This is a genomic window from Staphylococcus croceilyticus, assembly GCF_002902575.1.
GTDB lineage: Bacteria > Bacillota > Bacilli > Staphylococcales > Staphylococcaceae > Staphylococcus > Staphylococcus croceilyticus.
In genome coordinates, this window is sequence record NZ_PPRD01000059.1 from 1 (window position 1) to 20,236 (window position 20,236).

General features: G+C 32.7%; 14 protein-coding genes. 4 read left to right on the top strand and 10 right to left on the bottom strand.

The annotated features are described in order from the left end of the window. Positions 1-92 precede the first annotated feature (92 nt). Complete coding sequence (locus CD128_RS07775) at positions 93-1,070, bottom strand: LCP family protein (RefSeq protein ID WP_103329438.1); 978 nt, start codon at positions 1,068-1,070, stop codon at positions 93-95. A 143-nt stretch (positions 1,071-1,213) separates the two neighbouring features. Here CD128_RS07775 and msrA point away from each other — a divergent pair, with 143 nt between their 5' ends. Next, on the top strand, positions 1,214-1,723 hold the full coding sequence (gene msrA / locus CD128_RS07780) for a peptide-methionine (S)-S-oxide reductase MsrA (RefSeq protein ID WP_103329439.1): 510 nt from the start codon (positions 1,214-1,216) through the stop codon (positions 1,721-1,723). Between the two features lie 74 nt (positions 1,724-1,797). Here msrA and mprF read toward each other — a convergent pair whose 3' ends face one another. The 6 genes from mprF to parE form a co-directional block, all read right to left on the bottom strand. Further along, on the bottom strand, positions 1,798-4,320 hold the full coding sequence (gene mprF, locus CD128_RS07785) for a bifunctional lysylphosphatidylglycerol flippase/synthetase MprF (protein ID WP_103329440.1): 2,523 nt from the start codon (positions 4,318-4,320) through the stop codon (positions 1,798-1,800). Between the two features lie 203 nt (positions 4,321-4,523). After that, positions 4,524-5,753 (bottom strand): AI-2E family transporter, encoded by a 1,230-nt coding sequence (locus tag CD128_RS07790; RefSeq protein ID WP_103329441.1) that lies wholly within the window; start codon positions 5,751-5,753, stop codon positions 4,524-4,526. A 118-nt stretch (positions 5,754-5,871) separates the two neighbouring features. Further along, positions 5,872-6,720: a glucose PTS transporter transcription antiterminator GlcT gene (gene glcT, locus CD128_RS07795; RefSeq protein WP_103329442.1), complete on the bottom strand. Its 849-nt coding sequence runs from the start codon at positions 6,718-6,720 to the stop codon at positions 5,872-5,874. A 171-nt stretch (positions 6,721-6,891) separates the two neighbouring features. After that, positions 6,892-8,352, bottom strand: a complete 1,461-nt coding sequence (alsT, locus tag CD128_RS07800; RefSeq protein WP_103329443.1) for a glutamine transporter AlsT — start codon at positions 8,350-8,352, stop codon at positions 6,892-6,894. A 217-nt stretch (positions 8,353-8,569) separates the two neighbouring features. After that, positions 8,570-10,972 carry a DNA topoisomerase IV subunit A gene (parC, locus tag CD128_RS07805; RefSeq protein WP_103329444.1) on the bottom strand — a complete coding sequence of 801 codons (2,403 nt, stop codon included), beginning with the start codon at positions 10,970-10,972 and terminating at the stop codon, positions 8,570-8,572. Continuing rightward, entirely contained in the window at positions 10,969-12,969 is a 2,001-nt protein-coding gene (gene parE, locus CD128_RS07810; RefSeq protein WP_103329445.1) for a DNA topoisomerase IV subunit B, read from the bottom strand. The genes parC and parE overlap by 4 nt, the downstream gene beginning before the upstream one ends. Before the next feature lie 202 nt (positions 12,970-13,171). Here parE and plsY point away from each other — a divergent pair, with 202 nt between their 5' ends. Then, complete coding sequence (gene plsY / locus CD128_RS07815; RefSeq protein ID WP_103329446.1) at positions 13,172-13,780, top strand: glycerol-3-phosphate 1-O-acyltransferase PlsY; 609 nt, start codon at positions 13,172-13,174, stop codon at positions 13,778-13,780. A 254-nt stretch (positions 13,781-14,034) separates the two neighbouring features. Then, positions 14,035-14,334, top strand: coding sequence for a HesB/YadR/YfhF family protein (locus CD128_RS07820; protein ID WP_103329447.1), 300 nt, complete (start codon positions 14,035-14,037; stop codon positions 14,332-14,334). A gap of 72 nt (positions 14,335-14,406) precedes the next feature. Here CD128_RS07820 and menI read toward each other — a convergent pair whose 3' ends face one another. The 3 genes from menI to CD128_RS07835 all read right to left on the bottom strand — a co-directional run bounded on the left by menI (position 14,407) and on the right by CD128_RS07835 (position 19,612). Further along, the gene (gene menI, locus CD128_RS07825; RefSeq protein ID WP_103329448.1) at positions 14,407-14,877 is read right to left on the bottom strand and encodes a 1,4-dihydroxy-2-naphthoyl-CoA hydrolase MenI; all 471 of its coding nucleotides are present in this window, start codon (positions 14,875-14,877) and stop codon (positions 14,407-14,409) included. Positions 14,878-14,972: 95 nt separating this feature from the next. Beyond that, positions 14,973-17,678 (bottom strand): aconitate hydratase AcnA, encoded by a 2,706-nt coding sequence (gene acnA / locus CD128_RS07830; protein WP_103329449.1) that lies wholly within the window; start codon positions 17,676-17,678, stop codon positions 14,973-14,975. A 287-nt stretch (positions 17,679-17,965) separates the two neighbouring features. Further along, positions 17,966-19,612: a BCCT family transporter gene (locus tag CD128_RS07835; protein WP_103329450.1), complete on the bottom strand. Its 1,647-nt coding sequence runs from the start codon at positions 19,610-19,612 to the stop codon at positions 17,966-17,968. Between the two features lie 196 nt (positions 19,613-19,808). Between CD128_RS07835 and mscL the strand changes: the two genes are divergently transcribed. Next, positions 19,809-20,168 (top strand): large conductance mechanosensitive channel protein MscL, encoded by a 360-nt coding sequence (mscL, locus tag CD128_RS07840; protein ID WP_103329451.1) that lies wholly within the window; start codon positions 19,809-19,811, stop codon positions 20,166-20,168. The last annotated feature ends 68 nt before the right edge of the window (positions 20,169-20,236 follow it).

Below are 20,236 nucleotides of genomic sequence, written 5' to 3' on the forward strand. Positions count from 1 at the left end.
GTATTGTAAATAAAGAAGCCAGTAAATGAATTTATAAAAAACTCATTTACTGGCATTTTTGCTAGGAATTATGTCCCAGCCTCTTTTAAACTTTATTCGTTAAAAAATTCTTTAATTGCTTGTTTGTTCTTCTCTTTATCAATATCAAGTGCGCTTCCATCATTATTAGTGTCTATATTTTGATATGAGTTTTTAACAGGGACAGTTAATGACTGTACGTCTTTATCCCCTCTAATACCAAAATTTATACCGGTTTGGAAAATAGCAGAGTTAGGTATATTTGTATTAACATATCCTCTTAGTATACCTGCAACTTTAGGCAACTTAACTATCGAATCTGGTGTAATTAATTGTTGTTTTAATGTTTGCATGACCTGTTGTTGACGTCTAACTCGACCAAAGTCACCTTCTTCATCGTGTCTGAATCTAGCATAACCAAGTAATTCTTTACCATTCAAACGATGACGTCCTTTTTTTAATGATACACCAATATTTTCAGACATATCCTTTTCAACATTAATTGGTACACCATTAGGCTCTAATTCATCAATCATTTTTTCAAAACCTGTAAAATCAATTACAGCATAATATTCAGGATTAATGCCTAAATTTTTATTTAATGTCTGACGTAATAATTCAGGTCCACCAAGTGAATAAGCTGCATTAATTTTATAATTCTGATAGCCAGGTATTTCTGCATAAATATCACGCATAACGGACATCATTTTCATTTTTTTATGAATATAATCATATTGGACAACCATGATAGAATCTGAGCGAGATTTACCACCATTCGCTTGGTCTGCGCCGAGTACAAGTACCGATATTTTTCCATCATTCTTTACTGGACCATTAAATTGATGTATCTTCACATCTTTAGCATGCTCTTTTGCATAATTTAAGCCGCTTCGATAACTATGTATCACATAAATCACTATCGCCAACAATATTACTAATAGTATTAATAATATAAAAGGTAATTTACGAAGTCTTTTTTTCTTGCGTCGTTTAGAAGGTGTTTGATTGTATGATTGTCTACTTAATTGTGTCTTATCCTTCTCGTCTGTCATATTTACCTACCTTATGTTTAAAATCTTCAAAATTATATATCTATGTACTATAATTTATATATACTAAAGTTAAAGAACTTACCTTAAAAAATCAAGTAATTTTTAGATAAATAGGACTAAGGTCTAATGAAAGGATGGCGTAAATGAATATTAATACAGCATATTTTGCTGGTGGGTGTTTCTGGTGCATGACCAAACCTTTCGATCAATTCGATGGCATAGAAACAATTACCTCTGGATATATGGGAGGTACAACAGACAATCCTACCTATGAAGAAGTGAAAAGCGGTACAACCGGCCATTATGAAACCGTAAAAGTTGAATATGATGTAGCGCTATTCTCATATAATAAATTATTAGAAATCTTCTTTTCAGTGATTGATCCTTTAGATGCTGAAGGACAATTCCAAGATAGAGGTTCACAATATAAAACCGCTATTTTCTATACTAATGAAGATCAAAAGAAACTTGCTGAAGCATACATTCAACAGTTACAAGATACATTACATGCTGAGAAAGCAATTGCTACAAAGATATTACCCGCTTCAACCTTTTACAAAGCTGAAGAATATCATCAAGATTTTTATAAAAAGAATCCAGAACGTTATGCAAAAGAACAGCAAGATCGCGCAAACTATAAATCCAACTTATAAGCTAAAAAAGACATCCATACTAAGCGTTTAATCAATTACACTTCAGTAGGATGTCTTCTTTTATATCAACTTAATTATTTGTGTCTAATAACTCTCATGACTTTCATCATGCTAGATACTAATGAACTATCTCTACGATAAACTAAAAATCTTGGTTCCCAATTAGGGCTATACTTTTCCTTATACTTACGCAAGCCTTGGAAGCGATATAAACCATTAAAGTGTTCAAACACACGACTTGCAACACGCTCTCTAGGATACGCGTAATCTAACTGTCCTACATTAGATAAAGTTGCCATTCCCATGTTAAACGCTTTATAGCCTTTCTCTTTACCCCATAACAGCATATGCAAGTATAAGCCATCCATTAATGGTAAATCTAAATCTGGTAACCATCTAATTAAGTCTACTGAAATAGCTTCGTTATAATGGGTTGGCATTAAACTACAGAACGCAATAATCTTACCTTCTTCATTCTTCATAATACCAATAGGTGCTTCTTTTAAATAGTCTTCTGTAAACTGACCTACAGAGAAATGCATTTCATTACGACCATCTAACCATTGGTCACTTACCACTTTAAGTTCATTAAATAATTCTTTTGAAAATGGAGGTTCAACAATTTCAAATTGAATATTTAAATCACTAAATTTATTTAACGTTGCACGGAAGCCTCGACGCTTCTTACCAGAAGTTGTAAATTGCGTTAAGTCAATAATAGCTTCTTCTCCAAGTTTGAAAAATTGATTTCCAAAGTTGTGATACAGTGGCATGAATCTATCAGAAACTTGATAGAAAATAATGTCATAACCTAACTTTTCAGCATAATTATAAAACTCAATTAATAAAGATTGGAATGATGCCGTATCTCCAATAGGATCACCTAAGACGACTAATGCATTAGATTTATAACGATACATTAAGAAAGCTTGTTCGTTCTCATGCATAAAGATGTCTTTATCTCCACTATAGATTAAATGACTGAGATAATTACCGCCATAGGTTTCGATAATAGATTGACATTGAGATAAATCTTCAACTTTATGTGGTCTAGTAAAACGAATTTCTAATAACCATTCGATAAGCCCTACAATAATGATTACTACTAAAATCGTTAACCAGAAGTAGTATTTTAATAATGATGTATCCATCTCAATATGATAAATATCTAAAGCATATAATGTTTCTGAGATAATTAAATGATTAATGTATAAAACGATAATGCTAAATAGTAACGTTAATAATAAATTTCTTAATCTAAATGGACGTTTTAACACTCTAGCACGACGATACGCTAAAATAAGCAAGATAAAGATAAGTACTAACCACGCTAGCAATATGAATGAAGCGTACGTATAAATCGTTGCAACAAAGATTAAAATTAACGCAATCATTACAAAGATAATCGCTCTTCTACTTTGTTTAAAAATACCTTTGACATTAATCAATAAGATTAAACAAGCACTTGTATGAATGGATAACACAATATAATAAATAAAGTGATTAGCATCATAAAGGCCATCATACACAATAGTAATATTATTAATAAAGAAGATAATACTTGTTAGTAATACGAGAATTGATAATGCGAATGAAGGAATCTTCGACACGATATCCTTTTGATAAGAAAATAAAAATGATGTAACATCTTTAGCTGGTGCATAATATCTAGATTCTTCAAAATATTTACGTGCAGAAGAACCAAATTCAAAGGTAGATAGAATAAGTGCGATAATTACCGGCACGAAATAATAAGCGAAACGATATAGTAATAATGCTAATAAAACTTTCTCTTCTGGTACGCCAAGAGATTTCAAGCCAAGTAAAACAACTAAATCGAACGCCCCAAAGCCCCCAGGTATAAAACTGACAAGTCCAGCTAAAGCGGCAATGATAAAGATACCGATAACGGTCATAAACGCTACATGGCTGTTAACAATCACAGTAGATAAGTAAAGCACTACCGCTGCTGCTATCCATTCCACGCTCGAAACTAACGTACAATAAACACCTAAAAATTTATTGCGTTGATCAATAGGTTTGATGATGGTGTAAGCAATAAATATTGGTAAGAATAAAGCAACAACATATAATATCCATCTTACCCAACTAATTTTATTTAGAATATGAGAAGCATTAAAGATATGTAATACGACTAATATAGAAAGTAAACTTAATCCTGTTAACATGGATACAAGAATAATTGAAATCGCATGAACGAGTTTCTTTCTATCAGATGTATAATTTTTATATACAAATGCTCTAAATCCTGCTCCGATAAAACCACCAAAACCTACAATTGCATTGAACGCATTAATGATATAACTCAATCTAAAGACTCTCGACAGTGCGATATCGAGTTTAAGTGCTTTAACAAGTATTAAATCATAGAGACTTAGTAATATCATTGAAGCGCCACCACAAATAAATAATCCAATTAAATGCCAGCGATTGATTTTACCAAATGATTCTAATGTTTCTTTAAAATTAATATTAGCTAACTCGTGATATAACGTAACCACTACGGCAATAAATAACACAGCTGCAAATACAAATTTTAATATTGATAAAATTCTATTTTTAAATTCTTCAGTCATTATTTCACTTCTATCCTTTATCTTAAGTTAATTTAAAATATATCATACCTTTTTTAGAATGAACATATACTGATACTGTAATTAAGCTAACAGTATTGTAATGTAAATCCTTCTTATACTGAGTGAATTAACCCCCTTTTATTAGATAAATTAAAAAAGTCACAACAAATGAAAACTCACTTGTCATGACTTTAAACATTAAATTATTCTGCTTCAGTAAAATCTTTATGTTCTTCTTGTTTAATTTCGTATTGACCAGCATCCTCACCATAATACTTATTATAACGACGTTTAAATAATAAGAAGAGATGTGATACTAACACTTTCAAGATAGCATATCCAGGAATACCTAGTATAACCCCTACAATACCGAGTAAATTTCCAGCACTTAATAAGATAAAGATGATTGTAAGTGGATGGATTTTCAATGTTTTACCCATAATATTTGGAGAAATGAAGTGTCCTTCAATAAATTGAACAAGTGTCCATACGATAATCAATTTTAATAGCATAAATGGAGAAGTGATTATTGCAATAACGATAGCTGGTGAAATCGCAATTGTTGGACCTAGATAAGGTACAACACTTGTAACCGCTGCGATTGAAGCTAATACTAAACCGTAATCTAGTCCAATAATGCTATAACCGATAAATAATAAGATACCAATACAGAATGATACGATAATTTGTCCTTGAATATATGAACCAACTTGCACGCTCATTTTTTCAATTAAATCATGGTAATCTTTTCTGAATTTTGGCGGCATTACCTTAGTACTAAAGTCTTTAAACTTATGTCCATCTTTTAACATAAAGAATAATACGAACGGTGTCGTTACAATAACAACGCCAACATTAGCGATTGTTTCAGCAAACGACATAATTTTAGTACTAAATCCATCGAAATAGTTTGAAACGAGTGTAGGCACTTTATTTGAGAACGAGTCTAATCCATCTTGTATCTGACCATAAAATGAAGATAGGAATGAAAAATGAGTCACTTTATCAATTAATCCGTTAAATTTTTCAACATATTTCGGGAAGTTATTAACTAATCGCGTAATTTGATCCCCGATAACTGGAATTAATAAGTTAACAATTAAAGTAGCGCCACCTGCAATGACTAAAAAGATAATGATAATACCAAGTAATCTTGGAATATTATATCGTTCCATCAAATTAATAATCGGATTAATTAAATAGAATAAAATAAGTGACACTATAATAGGTGCTACAATTGTATTAAATACAATGATAAAGGGATGAAAAACATAAGACACTTTATCAAAAATAAATATTACAATACCGAGTAACACAAGTGAACCTAGGGCAAATATTAAATCTTTGCCTCCTAAAAATTTCATAAAACGCGTTTCAGAAAAGCTAAGTTTTTTCGACTTCTTTTCATCCACTGGTTGTTGTTCAGTTGCCATGTTTTTCACCATACCTTAACTAACAAATATAAACTTTTGAATGATTTAAGCGAGGCTTAAATGTAAACTTCAACTAATAATCATCATAACATGAAATAACTCAATTTGTATTTATGTTTTACGTAGTGATTTGAGTTTCGAAATGATAAATATGTAATGTTAAATATACTATTTCAGACTCATCTACGGTAACATTAATATGTTTTTGAATCATTTTAGAGATTTTAAATGCTGTATTATAACAATTGGCATAATGTTGTTTAACCATATCGATAAAGACCTCTTGCGCTTGAAGATGTTCTTGTTTATTCAATCTGCGTATAAGGAATTGAATATGTCTAATAAATCTTTGATATTGTACGGTTTGATTATTAATTTTATGGCCTAAATCATTCTCAATAATTAAAATACTCTTACTGATTAATTTATTAATTAGTGACATTTCATGAATGGATAAATCTTCAGTATTAGAAGCAATATGAAGGGCTATAAAGCCTATTTCATCAAGAGGAAATTCAACATCTAACCGTTTATTCAATCGCTCTATTACTTGGCTGGCGATAGTGTAAGCATCGCTATATAAATGCATGGTTTCCATTGCGAAAGGATTATTTATCACTTGATTTTGTTTAAGTCTTTTATATGCAAAAATAATATGATCAGTTAATGCTACAACTAAATTTTTATCATCAGTCGTATTAATTTTACTTGTAATAAAATTAACCGCCTCAATAATAGCTTGTATGATGTCTTCATTAGCTAATTCTATTAGAGATTTATAATATTCTTGTTGTTGCTTTTGCTCTAATTTATATACTTTTTCAATTGAAGCATTATCATCTAGCATCATGCCAGGCTTTTTATTAAATCCGATACCTTTACCTATCAGAATGACCTCTTGTTGATTATTATTAGTGCATATGATGACGTTATTATTTAAGGTCTTAGAAATGTAATACTCGCTCATCATAATCACCTTTCTTTTTTATGATTAAAATTATATAGCTAAACACTATAATTGAAAAGATATCTCACTTAAATCAAAAATACCCCTTTCAAAGTACTTTCTTCCATAGGAAAAAGCTTACTCTGAAAGGGGTATATCATTATAATGAAACTAATATTTTAAAATTATAACTTAGTATTTTTTAGGAATCTTATTTTCTCGACCCCATGTTTCAATACCGAATAAGTTAATTTCTAAATTCTCAGGTTTGAATACAGGTTTCTGACCTGCTTTACGTTGACGTTGGTAATCTTTAATCACTGCGATAGCTATATTTGACAATCCTATAATTGAAACTAAGTTAACAATAGCCATTAAGCCCATGAATAAGTCGGCAGTACTCCATACAGTTTCAGTTTTAACAACTGCACCTACGAATACTAGCACAACAACTAAACATCTAAAGATGAATAATACTACTTTATTGTTAGATAAGAATTCAATATTAGATTGGCCGTAATAATAGTTACCTACTACAGATGAGAACGCAAATAACGTAATCGCTATAGTTAGGAAAATACCACCTGCTGAACCTAAATGTTCATTCAATGCAGATTGTGTTACTTCAACACCTTGAGGTGCATTATCGCCAAATTTTAAACCAGAATATAATAAAATCATGATTGCAGTCGCTGTACATACTAACATTGTGTCAAAGAATACACCTAGTGATTGAATTAAACCTTGTTTCACAGGATGAGGTACTGCTGCAGTCGCTGCTGCGTTAGGGGCAGAACCCATACCAGCTTCGTTAGAGAATAATCCACGTTTAACACCTTGTAAAATAGCAGCGCCAACTGCTCCGCCTGTAACTTGTTCTATACCAAATGCACTTTTAATAATTGTACCAATCATTGGAATAATTTGATCAATGTTTAAAAGTAAAATAACTAAAACCATACCAATATAAATAATAGCCATAATAGGTACAATTAATGATGATAACGTCGCGATACTACGCACGCCACCAAAGATAATGATTGCAGTAATAACAGCTAAGATAATACCTGTGATAATAGGACTTACATTATATTGTGTTTTTAAAGATTCAGCAATTGTGTTTGATTGAACCGTATTAAATACAAATGCAAAGGTCACTGTAATTAAAATAGCAAATACGATACCTAACCATTTTTGGTTTAAACCTTTAGTTATGTAATATGCTGGACCTCCGCGGAAGCCACCTTCTTTATCATGTACTTTATAAACTTGTGCTAAAGTTGCTTCTACAAAGGCACTTGCTGCACCGATAAAAGCAATCACCCACATCCAAAATACCGCACCAGGACCACCCAATACAATTGCTGTAGCTACACCGGCAATATTACCAGTACCTACACGTGATCCGGCACTAATCGCAAATGCTTGGAATGGAGAAATACCTTTTTCCCCACTATTTAAAGTTTCAGGTTTCTCTGTTAAAGCTCTAAACATTTCAGGTAACATACGTAACTGAATAAATTTAGAACTAATAGTGAAGAACACACCTACCGTTAATAATAGTCCAATAAGATATTGAGACCATATTAAATCATTTCCTACCTGAACAATCGATTTGAACCATCCAGGAATTAAACTATCAAAATCGCTCAATGAAATCCCTCTAATCTCTTTTTTTAAATAAAATCTTAAATACACTACAAGAGATTTATATTAAATTGAATAAAATCATCAAGCACCGTTAATTACTCGCATACCTTTAAATATTTACTCAAAAACAATATAAATCTCTTGTTAATTATTAAATGTTAAAATAACAAATTTAAGTTTATCATCTTATGAATAACTTGAAAATATAAAATATCAAATTTTATTCACTAATTGTCATGTCTAAAACGTCTCCAAACTCATTTGTATCTACAATAAATGAGCCATTTGTATACTGTTCAGAAACATGAATATCGGAAATCTGTCCTGTTTCAGAATGAGTTGCTGAAACTAAAGTATAGGTTTCTTCGTTTCTAACTACATGACCCGCTACAAGACGATGCGGATTTTTCTTTAATTCTTTAAGTAATGTGATACCTCTTTGCGCACGTTTAGCTTCTTGTAAAACCATAAACTTAATACGTTTCACTGCACCTCTTTGAGTCGCCATAATAATAGTATTGTCTGTGCTTACTGCTTCAGTCATTACGACATAGTCTTCGTCTTTTAAGTTAATCGATTTAACCCCTGCAGCTCTTAAACCAGTATCTGATAATTCAGATGTTGAATACGTTAATGACATACCTTTATGCGTTAATACAGTGATGAGTTGATCTTTACTTAATCGGATAACATTAATCACTTCATCCTTGTCTTTCACTTTCATCGCAACTAACGGCTTATTATAACGCGTGGTCTTAAATAATGGCACACCGCTTCGTTTAATCATGCCGTTACGCGTCGCCATAACGTAATATGCGTCATCTTTGAAATCTTTTTCATTATACACATCTACAACCATTTCATCATCTTCTAAAGGCACAATTTGAGATACGTGTTGTCCTAATTCCTTCCAACGTATATCTGCTAACTTATGGACTGGAATAAATAAATATCTACCTTTATTCGTAAATACTAAGGCCGTATCTTGTGTATTAACAGTTTGGTACTTAAGCAGACTGTCGCCATCTTTCAAACCAACTTCAGTGACGCCACTCGCATTGAAACTACGTGTAGATGTACGTTTAATGTAACCTTGACGTGTAACACTTAAGATAACTTCCTCACTAGGCACCATTACTTCTTTATCAATTTTAATTTCTGCGATTTCCGCTTCAATTGTTGATAAACGATCTGACTTAAAGCGTTTTCTAATGTCTGTTAATTCATTTTTGATAACATCCAATAGCGCATCATGATTATCTAAAATATGATGATATTCTTTAATAACTTCTTTTAACTCGTTGAATTCATTTTCAAGTGACACAATATCTGTATTCGTCAAACGGTATAATTGCAACATAACAATCGCTTCCGCTTGTGCTTCAGTGAAATCAAATTTAGCTACTAAATTATCCTTAGCGTCTTTCTTATTTTTAGAACTACGAATTAACTCAATTACTTCGTCTAGAATTGATAAAGCTTTCATTAACCCTTCAACGATATGCATACGCTTCTCAGCATGTTCAAGATCAAATCTCGTACGGTTAGTTACAACATCAATTTGATGGCCAAGATAACTATCAATAATTTGACGAATTCCCATTAATTGAGGACGACCATTGCTAATTGCCACCATATTAAAGTTATAAGCGATTTGTAAATCTGAATTCTTGAAAAGGTAGTTCTTGATAGATTCAGCATTGACATCTTTTTTCAATTCAATAGCAATTCTTAAACCAGTACGGTCTGTCTCATCTCGTACTTCAACTATGCCATCGACCTTTTTATCTGCACGTAACTCATCGATACGTTTAACAAGTGAACTTTTATTAACTTCATACGGTATTTCCGTAACGATTAATTGTTGACGACCATTACGCAATGTTTCTACGTCTACTTTCGAACGTACAATGACTTTACCTTTTCCAGTTTCATAAGCTTTCTTAATACCATCAATACCTTGAACAATGCCGCCAGTTGGGAAATCAGGCCCTTTAATGTATTTCATAAGCTGACTTACTGAAATATCAGGATTATCGATATATTTTAACGTCGCTTGAATAACTTCCCCTAAATTATGAGGAGGAATATCAGTAGCATAACCAGAAGAAATCCCAGTTGATCCATTAACTAATAAATTTGGGAAACGTGCAGGCAATACCATAGGCTCTAACGTTGTATCATCATAGTTAGGTACAAATGATACAGTTTCTTTGTTGATATCACGCACTAATTCTTCAGACAACTGACTTAATTTCGCCTCCGTATAACGCATCGCTGCAGGAGGGTCATTATCAATACTACCGTTATTACCATGCATCTCTATTAAGACATGACGTAATTTCCAGTCCTGACTTAGACGCACCATCGCATCATAAACTGAAGAGTCACCATGTGGATGATATTGACCAATAACATCCCCCACGGTTTTAGCACTTTTACGGAAGTTCTTATCATAAGTATTTCCACTACTAAACATTGCAAATAAAATTCTGCGTTGTACAGGTTTTAGGCCATCACGAACGTCTGGCAACGCACGTTCTTGAATAATATATTTACTATATCTTCCAAAACGATCACCTATCACGTCTTCAAGTGATAAATCTTGAATTATCTCACTCAATTTCCTTCCTCCTCAGTATATTCTTCAGTTTCTAAGAATTGGACCTCAGTATTATCAAGTATACTTTGGTCTTCTTGCATACCAAATTCTACATGACTTTCAATCCATTCACGACGTGGCGCAACTTTATCTCCCATTAACGTCGTTACACGTTTAGATGAACGCATTTCATCTTCAATTTGTACACGGATTAAGGTTCTAGTTTCCGGATTCATTGTAGTTTCCCATAATTGTTCAGGATTCATCTCCCCTAAACCTTTATAACGTTGTAACATAAATCCTTTACCAAGTTTCTTCTGAAGCTTTTCAAGTTCATCATCTGTCCAAGCGTATTCCACTTTCTTAGACTTGCCTTTACCTTTTTCTAATTTATATAACGGTGGTAAAGCGATAAACACTCTACCTGCTTGCACTAGAGGCTTCATATATTTAAAGAAGAACGTTAATAACAATACTTGGATATGCGCACCATCTGTATCGGCATCAGTCATTATAATGACTCTATTATAGTTACTATCCTCTAATTTAAAGTCATTACCAACGCCAGCGCCAATTGTATGAATAATCGTATTGATTTCTTCATTTTTGAAAATGTCTTCAAGACGGGCTTTCTCAGTATTAATAACTTTACCTCTTAACGGCAAGATAGCTTGGAATTTACGATCTCGACCAAGTTTAGCAGAACCTCCGGCAGAGTCACCCTCAACGAGATATAATTCATTCTTATCTGTATTTTTACTTTGGGCAGGTGTTAACTTACCTGATAATAATGTATCTTTACGTTTATTTTTTTTACCAGAACGTGCATCTTCACGTGCTTTACGTGCCGCTTCTCTAGCTTGTTGTGCTTTAATTGCTTTTTTAACAAGTGACTTAGATAATTGTCCTTTTTCTTCTAAATAAAACGGAAGCTTCTCTGAAACTACTGAATCTACGGCACTACGCGCTTCAGATGTACCTAATTTAGATTTTGTTTGCCCTTCGAACTGTAATAATTCTTCAGGAATACGTACTGAAATAACCGCAGTTAAACCTTCACGAATATCATTACCATCTAAGTTCTTATCTTTTTCTTTTAGTTCATTAATGCGTCTTGCATAATCATTAAACACACGTGTCATCGCAGTTTTAAATCCTACTTCGTGTGTCCCACCATCTTTAGTACGCACGTTATTAACGAAACTTAAAATACTTTCAGAATATTGATCGTTATATTGAAAAGCCACATCAACTTCAATGCCATTAGCAGCTCCAGTGAATGTTGTTACATCATGTAATGTCTCTTTCCCTTCGTTAATGTAACTTACAAACTCTTTAATACCTTCTTCATAATGGTATACATCTTCTCTTTCTTTACCGCTTCGTAAATCAGTTAACGTAATTTTAAGATTCTTTAATAAGAAAGCTGATTCTTGTAAACGCTCACTTAACGTATCAAAATTGAATGTTGTTGTAGCTTTAAAAATTTTTGGATCCGGTTTAAATGTAACTTTAGTTCCCGTTCTCTTTGTTTTACCAGCTTTGATTAAACCTGACGCTGGTAAACCACCATCCTTGAAGCTTTGTTTATATATATTACCATCTCTATGTATTTCAACTTCTAACCATTCACTCAACGCATTTACTACTGAGGCACCTACACCATGTAAACCACCAGATGTTTTGTAGCCACCTTGACCAAATTTACCGCCTGCATGTAAGACTGTAAATATCACTTCTACAGTAGGTTTACCTGATGAATGCATACCAGTAGGCATACCACGGCCATTATCTTGAATTGAAATACTATTATCTTGATTGATTGTTACATCAATTTCATTCCCATAACCATTTAATACTTCATCGACGGAGTTATCGACAATTTCATATACTAAATGATGTAATCCTCGCTTATCAGTAGATCCTATATACATTCCTGGACGTTTTCTAACCGCTTCCAATCCTTCTAACACTTGAATAGAATCATCTGAGTAGTGATTTGAATTTTTCGTCGTCAATCTGTTCGCCTCCTACAAACGTACGTTCGTTTTAAAAACTATACAATAGATATTCTTATATAAATTAAGTTAAATTGCAAGTATGAGTTATACACTATAACGATTATTACAAATGTAATAAACATTTTTTCGTTTTCAGTCGTTGTTAACTCATAGATTATGGTAAAATAAATCTAAGTTATTAAAGGATGTGTAAAGTTATATGATGATAGTGCTCATGTTACTTCTTAGCTATCTCATCGGTGCTATTCCTAATGGATATGTTATAGGGAAGCTCTTTTTCAAAAAAGATATAAGACAATTTGGTAGTGGAAATACGGGCGCAACAAATAGTTTCCGTGTGCTTGGTAAACCAGCAGGCTTTATAGTTACTTTCCTAGATATATTCAAAGGATTTATCACTGTATTCTTTCCAATATGGTTTCCAGTGCATGCTGATGGACCGCTTAGCACGTTCTTCACGCACGGTTTAATTGTTGGTCTATTTGCCATTTTAGGTCACGTATATCCTGTTTATCTTAAGTTTAAAGGCGGTAAAGCTGTAGCGACAAGTGCTGGTGTCGTATTAGGGGTTAATCCTATATTATTACTTGTATTAGCTATTATCTTCTTTGGCGTACTTTATCTTTCAAAATATGTTTCACTTTCAAGTATCATTGCAGCAATTAGCTGTGTGATTGGTTCATTATTCATACACGACTATATTTTATTTTGGATGAGTTTATTTGTCTCTATTATCTTAATTGTAAGACACCGAACTAATATTGTAAGAATTTTTAAAGGTGAAGAACCTAAAATTAAATGGATGTAATCTTTTGATACATTATAAAAATAGAAGCGGATGCGTTTTAAATATTATAACTTAGTCTAAAAGTAGACTTTAATCTGAGAGCACTCTGGTAAAATCTTTTGAATTAAATTTGATTTCCAGTTTGCTCTCTTTTCGTATTGTGAAAGGCTTAAGCTTATAAAGTTTTTTAAAAGTTACAATATGTTATAATTTTGACAGTTCTCATAAAAATGATGTTAATTATAAATATATAGGTAATCAAGGAGGATTCTAGAATGAAAATCAAATTATCTGATCAAGCTGTAGAATGGTTTAAAGATGAATTAGATTTACCTGAAGATAATAAAGTTTTACAGTTTTATGTTAGATATGGCGGAGAATTCCAACTTAAACAAGGCTTTAGCCCAGCATTTAGAGTAGAACAACGTGATGATGTTGAAATTGGCTATGAAGAAAATTACAATGGTTTAATTGTAGTGGTTGCAGAAGATGATTTATGGTATTTCGAAGATAGTGAAGTACTTGTAGAAAAAGTAGACCATGATGATGAAATTGCCTATTCTAAAATAAATTAATGATTAAAGAATATTAAAGTTAAGACCATGAGGTAGCAGTTTGATATGCGCTCATGGTCTTTATATTATTGATTAGAAATCTAAATCTTTGCTGTTAGTAATTTCTAAATCTTTACCTTCTTTATTTAACGATTCAACTTTACTATATGTTTCATGCCAATCGGGGAAGTAACGATCTAATCGAATTGGTCTAAAATTGCTGGCTTTCATACAAATAAGTTGAGTTGAGCCAGTTGTAGCTAATTCCCCTTTTTCATTATATACTTCGTAATTATATTGTGAACGTAATCTTGAATAATGCTCTACCCAAGTTTTGATTTTTACTTTCTCAGGATAAAAGATAGATTTTTTATATTGGATTTGTAAATCCATTACTGGCGATATAATGCCTTCTTTTTCCATATCTGCATAACTAAAACCTAACTTACGAATATAATCTGTACGGGCTACTTCAAACCATGTAGCATAATTGCCATGATAGATTACACCCATTTTATCTGTCTCTTGATATCTAGCTTCAATTTCAGTCATACTGTAAATCATAATTTAAGTACCTCTTTTCAAATATCTTCCAACTAATAGTAACATAAAAAAGCCATGCCAACATATAAGTCAGCATGGCTTAATAGCAATTAATATTATTGTGCTAATTTATTTCTTAATACCATTTGTAAAATACCACCATGACGATAATAATCTAATTCTACTAATGAGTCGAAACGAACGATTGCTTCAAAGTCAACAACCTCGCCATTTTCTTTTTTAGCGTGAACTTTCACAATATCATGTGGTTTTACATCTTCGTTAATATCTACTGAAATTTCTTCTCTACCATCAAGACCTAATGAATTCGCTGAGTCACCATCTTTGAATTGCAATGGTAATACACCCATCATGACTAAGTTAGAACGGTGGATACGTTCGTAACTTTGAGCGATAACAGTTTTAACGCCTAATAAGTTAGTACCTTTAGCAGCCCAGTCACGAGAAGAACCCATACCGTAATCATTACCTGCTAATACAGCTAATCCAGTACCGTCTTCTTTGTATTTCATAGCTGCATCATAAATTGGCATAACTTCATCAGTTGGCCAATAAGTAGTATAACCACCTTCAGTACCTGGCGCTAATTGGTTTTTAATACGGATGTTCGCAAATGTACCTCTTACCATTACTTCATGGTTACCTCGTCGTGAACCATAAGAGTTAAAGTCACGAATTGGCACATCATGGCTTAATAAGTATTTACCTGCTGGTGTATCTTTACCGATAGCACCTGCTGGAGAAATATGGTCAGTAGTTACTGAGTCACCAAATTTACCCATTACACGTAAATCTTTTAATGGTTCAATTGTACCAGGTTCTTTAGATAAACCTTGGAAAAATGTTGGGTTTTGAATGTATGTTGAATTTGGATCGAAGTCATATAATGGTGCATCTGTAACATCGATTTCATTCCACATTTCGTTATTGTTATAAACGTTTTTATATTCTTCTAAGAATAACTCTGGAGTTACGACGCTATCAACCGTATCAGCCACTTCTTGAATTGTAGGCCAAATGTCATTTAAGTATACGTCTTCTCCGTCTTTACCTTTACCGATTGGGTCATTTTGTAAATTGATATCCACTGTACCAGCTAAAGCGTAAGCAACTACTAATTGAGGAGATGCTAAATAGTTAGCTTTAACTAATGGATGAATACGACCTTCGAAGTTACGGTTACCTGATAAAACAGATGTAACTAATAAATCTTCATCTGCAATGGCTTTTTCGATTTCAGGTAATAATGGACCTGAGTTACCGATACATGTTGTACAACCATAACCTACTAAGTTGAAACCTAAATCATCAAGATATTCTTGTAAACCTGAATCACGTAAGTAACCAGTTACTACTTTTGAACCTGGTGCTAATGATGTTTTTACAAATTCAGGTACTTTAAGACCTTTTTCAACAGCTTTCTTAGCCACTAAACCTGCGCCTAACATTACGTATGGGTTAGAAGTGTTTGTACATGATGTGATTGCAGCAATCGCAATATCACCTGTTTTCATTGTAGCTGTTGAGCCATCGTTGAATTGAATTTCAGCTTTCTTATCAAATTCGCTTTCATCTAAACCATGTCCTTGGTTACCTGCTGGAGCAGTAACAGATTTTTCAAATTCTTTTTTCATATCACTTAAGAAAATTAAGTCTTGAGGACGTTTAGGACCTGATAATGAAGCTTCAACTGTTGATAAATCTAAATCAATAACATCAGTGTAAGCTGGATCTTCTTTATCCGCAGTAAAGAACATATTATTTTGTTCTAAGTATGCTTTAACTAATTCAACATGTTCTTCTGAACGACCAGTTAATTTCATGTATTTAAGTGATTCTTCATCTACTGGGAAGAAACCACAAGTTGCACCATATTCTGGAGCCATGTTAGCAATTGTAGCACGGTCAGCTAATGGTAAATCTGCAACACCTGGGCCAAAGAATTCTACAAATTTGCCTACTACACCTTTTTTACGTAGTTCTTGAGTAACACGTAAAGCTAAGTCAGTAGCTGTTGAACCTTGTGGTAAAGAATTGGTTAAACGTACACCGATTACTTCAGGAATTGGGAAATATGATGGTTGTCCAAGCATACCCGCTTCCGCTTCGATACCACCAACGCCCCAACCTAGAACGCCGATACCATTAATCATTGTAGTATGTGAGTCAGTACCTACTAATGTATCAGGAAATGCCGTTTGTTCACCTTCAACATCACGTACATGTACCACATTTGCTAAATATTCTAAGTTAACTTGGTGAACGATACCAGTTGCTGGAGGTACTGCATTGTAGTTATCAAATGCTTTAGTTGCCCAGTTTAAGAATTGATAACGTTCATAGTTTCTTTCAAATTCTAATTTCATATTTCGTTCTAGTGCATCAGGATTAGCGTAGCTATCTACTTGTACTGAGTGGTCGATAACTAAATCTACTGGCACTTCAGGATTGATCTTATTAATATCCCCACCAACATCATTCATCGCTTTACGTAATGATGCTAAATCTACTACTGCTGGAACCCCAGTGAAGTCTTGTAAGATAACACGTGATGGTTTGAAAGGAACTTCTCCTTCATTACCTTTATTGCCGAAATTACCTAAAGCTTTAATATGTTCATCAGTAATAACAAAATCATCTTCTTGTCTTAAAACAGATTCTAATAAAACACGAATTGAATAAGGTAATTTACTGATTTTGGTTAAACCTTGCTCTTCTAAACTTTTTAAATCATAGTAAGTATATGATTTACCATTTACTTCAAACGTTTTTTTAGCTTGTTCTTTTATGTTAGAAGTCATATGTTTATCCCCCTTGAATATTAACATTTTATAATTATATGCCTTTAATTAAATTGTATAATTATATGTTTTTTAAAACAACTCTGTACCTCTAGTTTTCACACTATTTTGCATTCGCTTTTTTAATCGGAGGATATAAGTAATACTTATCATATCTCTCTAGTGCAATAAGTAAATATTATTAATTGAGAATGATTTTCATTGTCAAATATTAATTACTTAAATGTTTACATATAAAAAACCCCGAAAGTGTTATACTTTCGAGGTTTTTTACATAGGATAATCTATTATTCTTTTTCAACTTCAGAAGCTTTATGGACTTCACGTTTTTCTAAAATATCAGAGTCATCATTTTCATGTTGATATTTAATATAATCTTTCATTCTATCTTCGTTAGGTTGTAATGTTAAACCTAAGAATTTACGTTCTTGGTTAGCATCTTTAAAGAAACTAATCATCATCATTATGACGACAAAGGAGAATGGGAAAGCACTAATGATAGCTGCACTTTGAATAGCGTTTAGTGCATCTGGACCATTTCCTCCACCAGCAAGTAATAAAATAAACGCAATTAATGCTTGAGCAATACCCCATGTCACTTTAACTATACTACTTGGTTCAAGTGAGCCGTATGTTGTTTGCATACCAAGCACAAATGTTGCTGAGTCTGCAGAAGTAATAAAGAATGAAGCAATTAATACTAACGCGATCATTGATAATACCATGCCTAATGGAATATGGTTAAACACGCCAAACAATTGAGTTTCTGGTGTCATTTTGAATAAATCAGGATGTTTTTTACCTGTTTCAATACCTAAAACACCAAATACACTGAACCATAAGAAACTTACAATTGCAGGCACTAATAATACGCCTGAGATGAATTCACGAATTGAACGTCCTTTAGATACACGTGCAATGAATACACCTACGAATGGGCTCCAGCTTAACCACCAGCCCCAATAATAAAGTGTCCATGAAGACATCCATTCACGTTTTTGACCATTTAATGCTGCAGTATCAAAACTATTAAATAAGAAAGTATTTAGTAAACTACCAGTTGAACTAGTAAACATATTTAATATTAATACTGTTGGTCCAATAATTAAAACAGCAATCATTAATACTGTTCCTAAACCAATATTTAGGTTACTTAAGTATTGGATACCTTTGCTAAGTCCTGACCAAGCACTAGCAATGAATAAAATAGTTACAACAACGATGATAATTGATTGTACCCAAACATTGTTTGGAATACCAAATAGATAGTTAAGACCACCGTTAATTTGTAAGGCACCCATACCTAGAGAAACCGCAACACCTACAACAGTTGCGAATACTGAAAGTACGTCAATAATGGTACCGATTGGTCCTTCAACTTTATCACCTAAAATTGGACGAAGCGTTCTTGAAATTAAACCTGGTTCATCTTTTCTAAATTGAGAATAAGCTAAGGCAAGCGCAACAACGCCGTATACTGCCCAAGCGTGGAATCCCCAGTGGAAGAATGTTGAACGTAACGCTTCGGTATAGGCTTCAGTCGTTTTAGGATCAGCATTTGGTGGTGAAGCGAAATCAGCCATTGGCTCAGCTGCACCGTAGAATACTAATCCAATTCCCATTCCTGCACTGAATAACATAGCAAACCAAGAAATTGTATTAAATTCTGGTTTATCCCCCGGTTTACCAAGCTTAAGTTTACCGATTGGACTAAAAATTAAAAATATACAAAAGAACACGATTACTGTAGTCAAAATCATGTAATACCAGCCAAGTTTATTAGTGATCCATCCACTTATATCGCTAGTAACGGAGTCGAATTGTTCAGGTAAAATAGCCCCTATTAATACAACAATTGCGACTACAATCGCACTATAGATAAAAACTGGCGAAAACTTCTTTCCTTTTTTGTTTCCTTCAGAAGAAGAATTCATAATAAATATACTCCTTTCATTCCCATATTAAATTTTCAAAGTGCGTAGAAATAATATAACTTTATTTCAATAACTCTAATTAATAGGATAACAAAGGCGTTTTTCTTTAGCAAATTCCATTAAAAATATGTTTTACTAAATATTTTATATGATGTATAATATATTTTATTCTGTATGAATGAAAGGAGTTTTTCATATGTTAAAAGAATTTAAGGAATTTGCCTTAAAGGGTAATGTATTAGATTTAGCTATTGCTGTTGTTATGGGGGCAGCTTTTAATAAAATCGTTACATCATTAGTTAACTACATCATTATGCCTTTAATCGGTAAAATCTTTGGGTCAGTTGACTTTGCTAAAGATTGGGAATTTTGGGGAATTAAATATGGTCTATTCATTCAATCAATAATTGATTTTATTATTGTTGCAGCGGCTTTATTTATCTTCGTAAAAATTGCTAATACACTTATGAGAAAAGAAGCACCTGAAGAAGAGGAAGAGATTGAAGCTAATACAGTATTATTAACTGAAATCCGTGACTTATTAAGACAAAAATAATTGTTACATATAAAAAGACATCTTAATATCTATACATCTCACTAAGTATAGATACTATGATGTCTTTT

What these genes read in the sequence shown, in the direction of transcription:
- CD128_RS07775 (WP_103329438.1), bottom strand. Translation starts at nt 1,070, where the DNA reads ATGACAGACGAGAAGGATAAGACACAATTAAGTAGACAATCATACAAT.
- msrA (WP_103329439.1), top strand. Translation starts at nt 1,214, where the DNA reads ATGAATATTAATACAGCATATTTTGCTGGTGGGTGTTTCTGGTGCATG.
- mprF (WP_103329440.1), bottom strand. Translation starts at nt 4,320, where the DNA reads ATGACTGAAGAATTTAAAAATAGAATTTTATCAATATTAAAATTTGTA.
- CD128_RS07790 (WP_103329441.1), bottom strand. Translation starts at nt 5,753, where the DNA reads ATGGCAACTGAACAACAACCAGTGGATGAAAAGAAGTCGAAAAAACTT.
- glcT (WP_103329442.1), bottom strand. Translation starts at nt 6,720, where the DNA reads ATGAGCGAGTATTACATTTCTAAGACCTTAAATAATAACGTCATCATA.
- plsY (WP_103329446.1), top strand. Translation starts at nt 13,172, where the DNA reads ATGATGATAGTGCTCATGTTACTTCTTAGCTATCTCATCGGTGCTATT.
- CD128_RS07820 (WP_103329447.1), top strand. Translation starts at nt 14,035, where the DNA reads ATGAAAATCAAATTATCTGATCAAGCTGTAGAATGGTTTAAAGATGAA.
- menI (WP_103329448.1), bottom strand. Translation starts at nt 14,877, where the DNA reads ATGATTTACAGTATGACTGAAATTGAAGCTAGATATCAAGAGACAGAT.
- acnA (WP_103329449.1), bottom strand. Translation starts at nt 17,678, where the DNA reads ATGACTTCTAACATAAAAGAACAAGCTAAAAAAACGTTTGAAGTAAAT.
- CD128_RS07835 (WP_103329450.1), bottom strand. Translation starts at nt 19,612, where the DNA reads ATGAATTCTTCTTCTGAAGGAAACAAAAAAGGAAAGAAGTTTTCGCCA.
- mscL (WP_103329451.1), top strand. Translation starts at nt 19,809, where the DNA reads ATGTTAAAAGAATTTAAGGAATTTGCCTTAAAGGGTAATGTATTAGAT.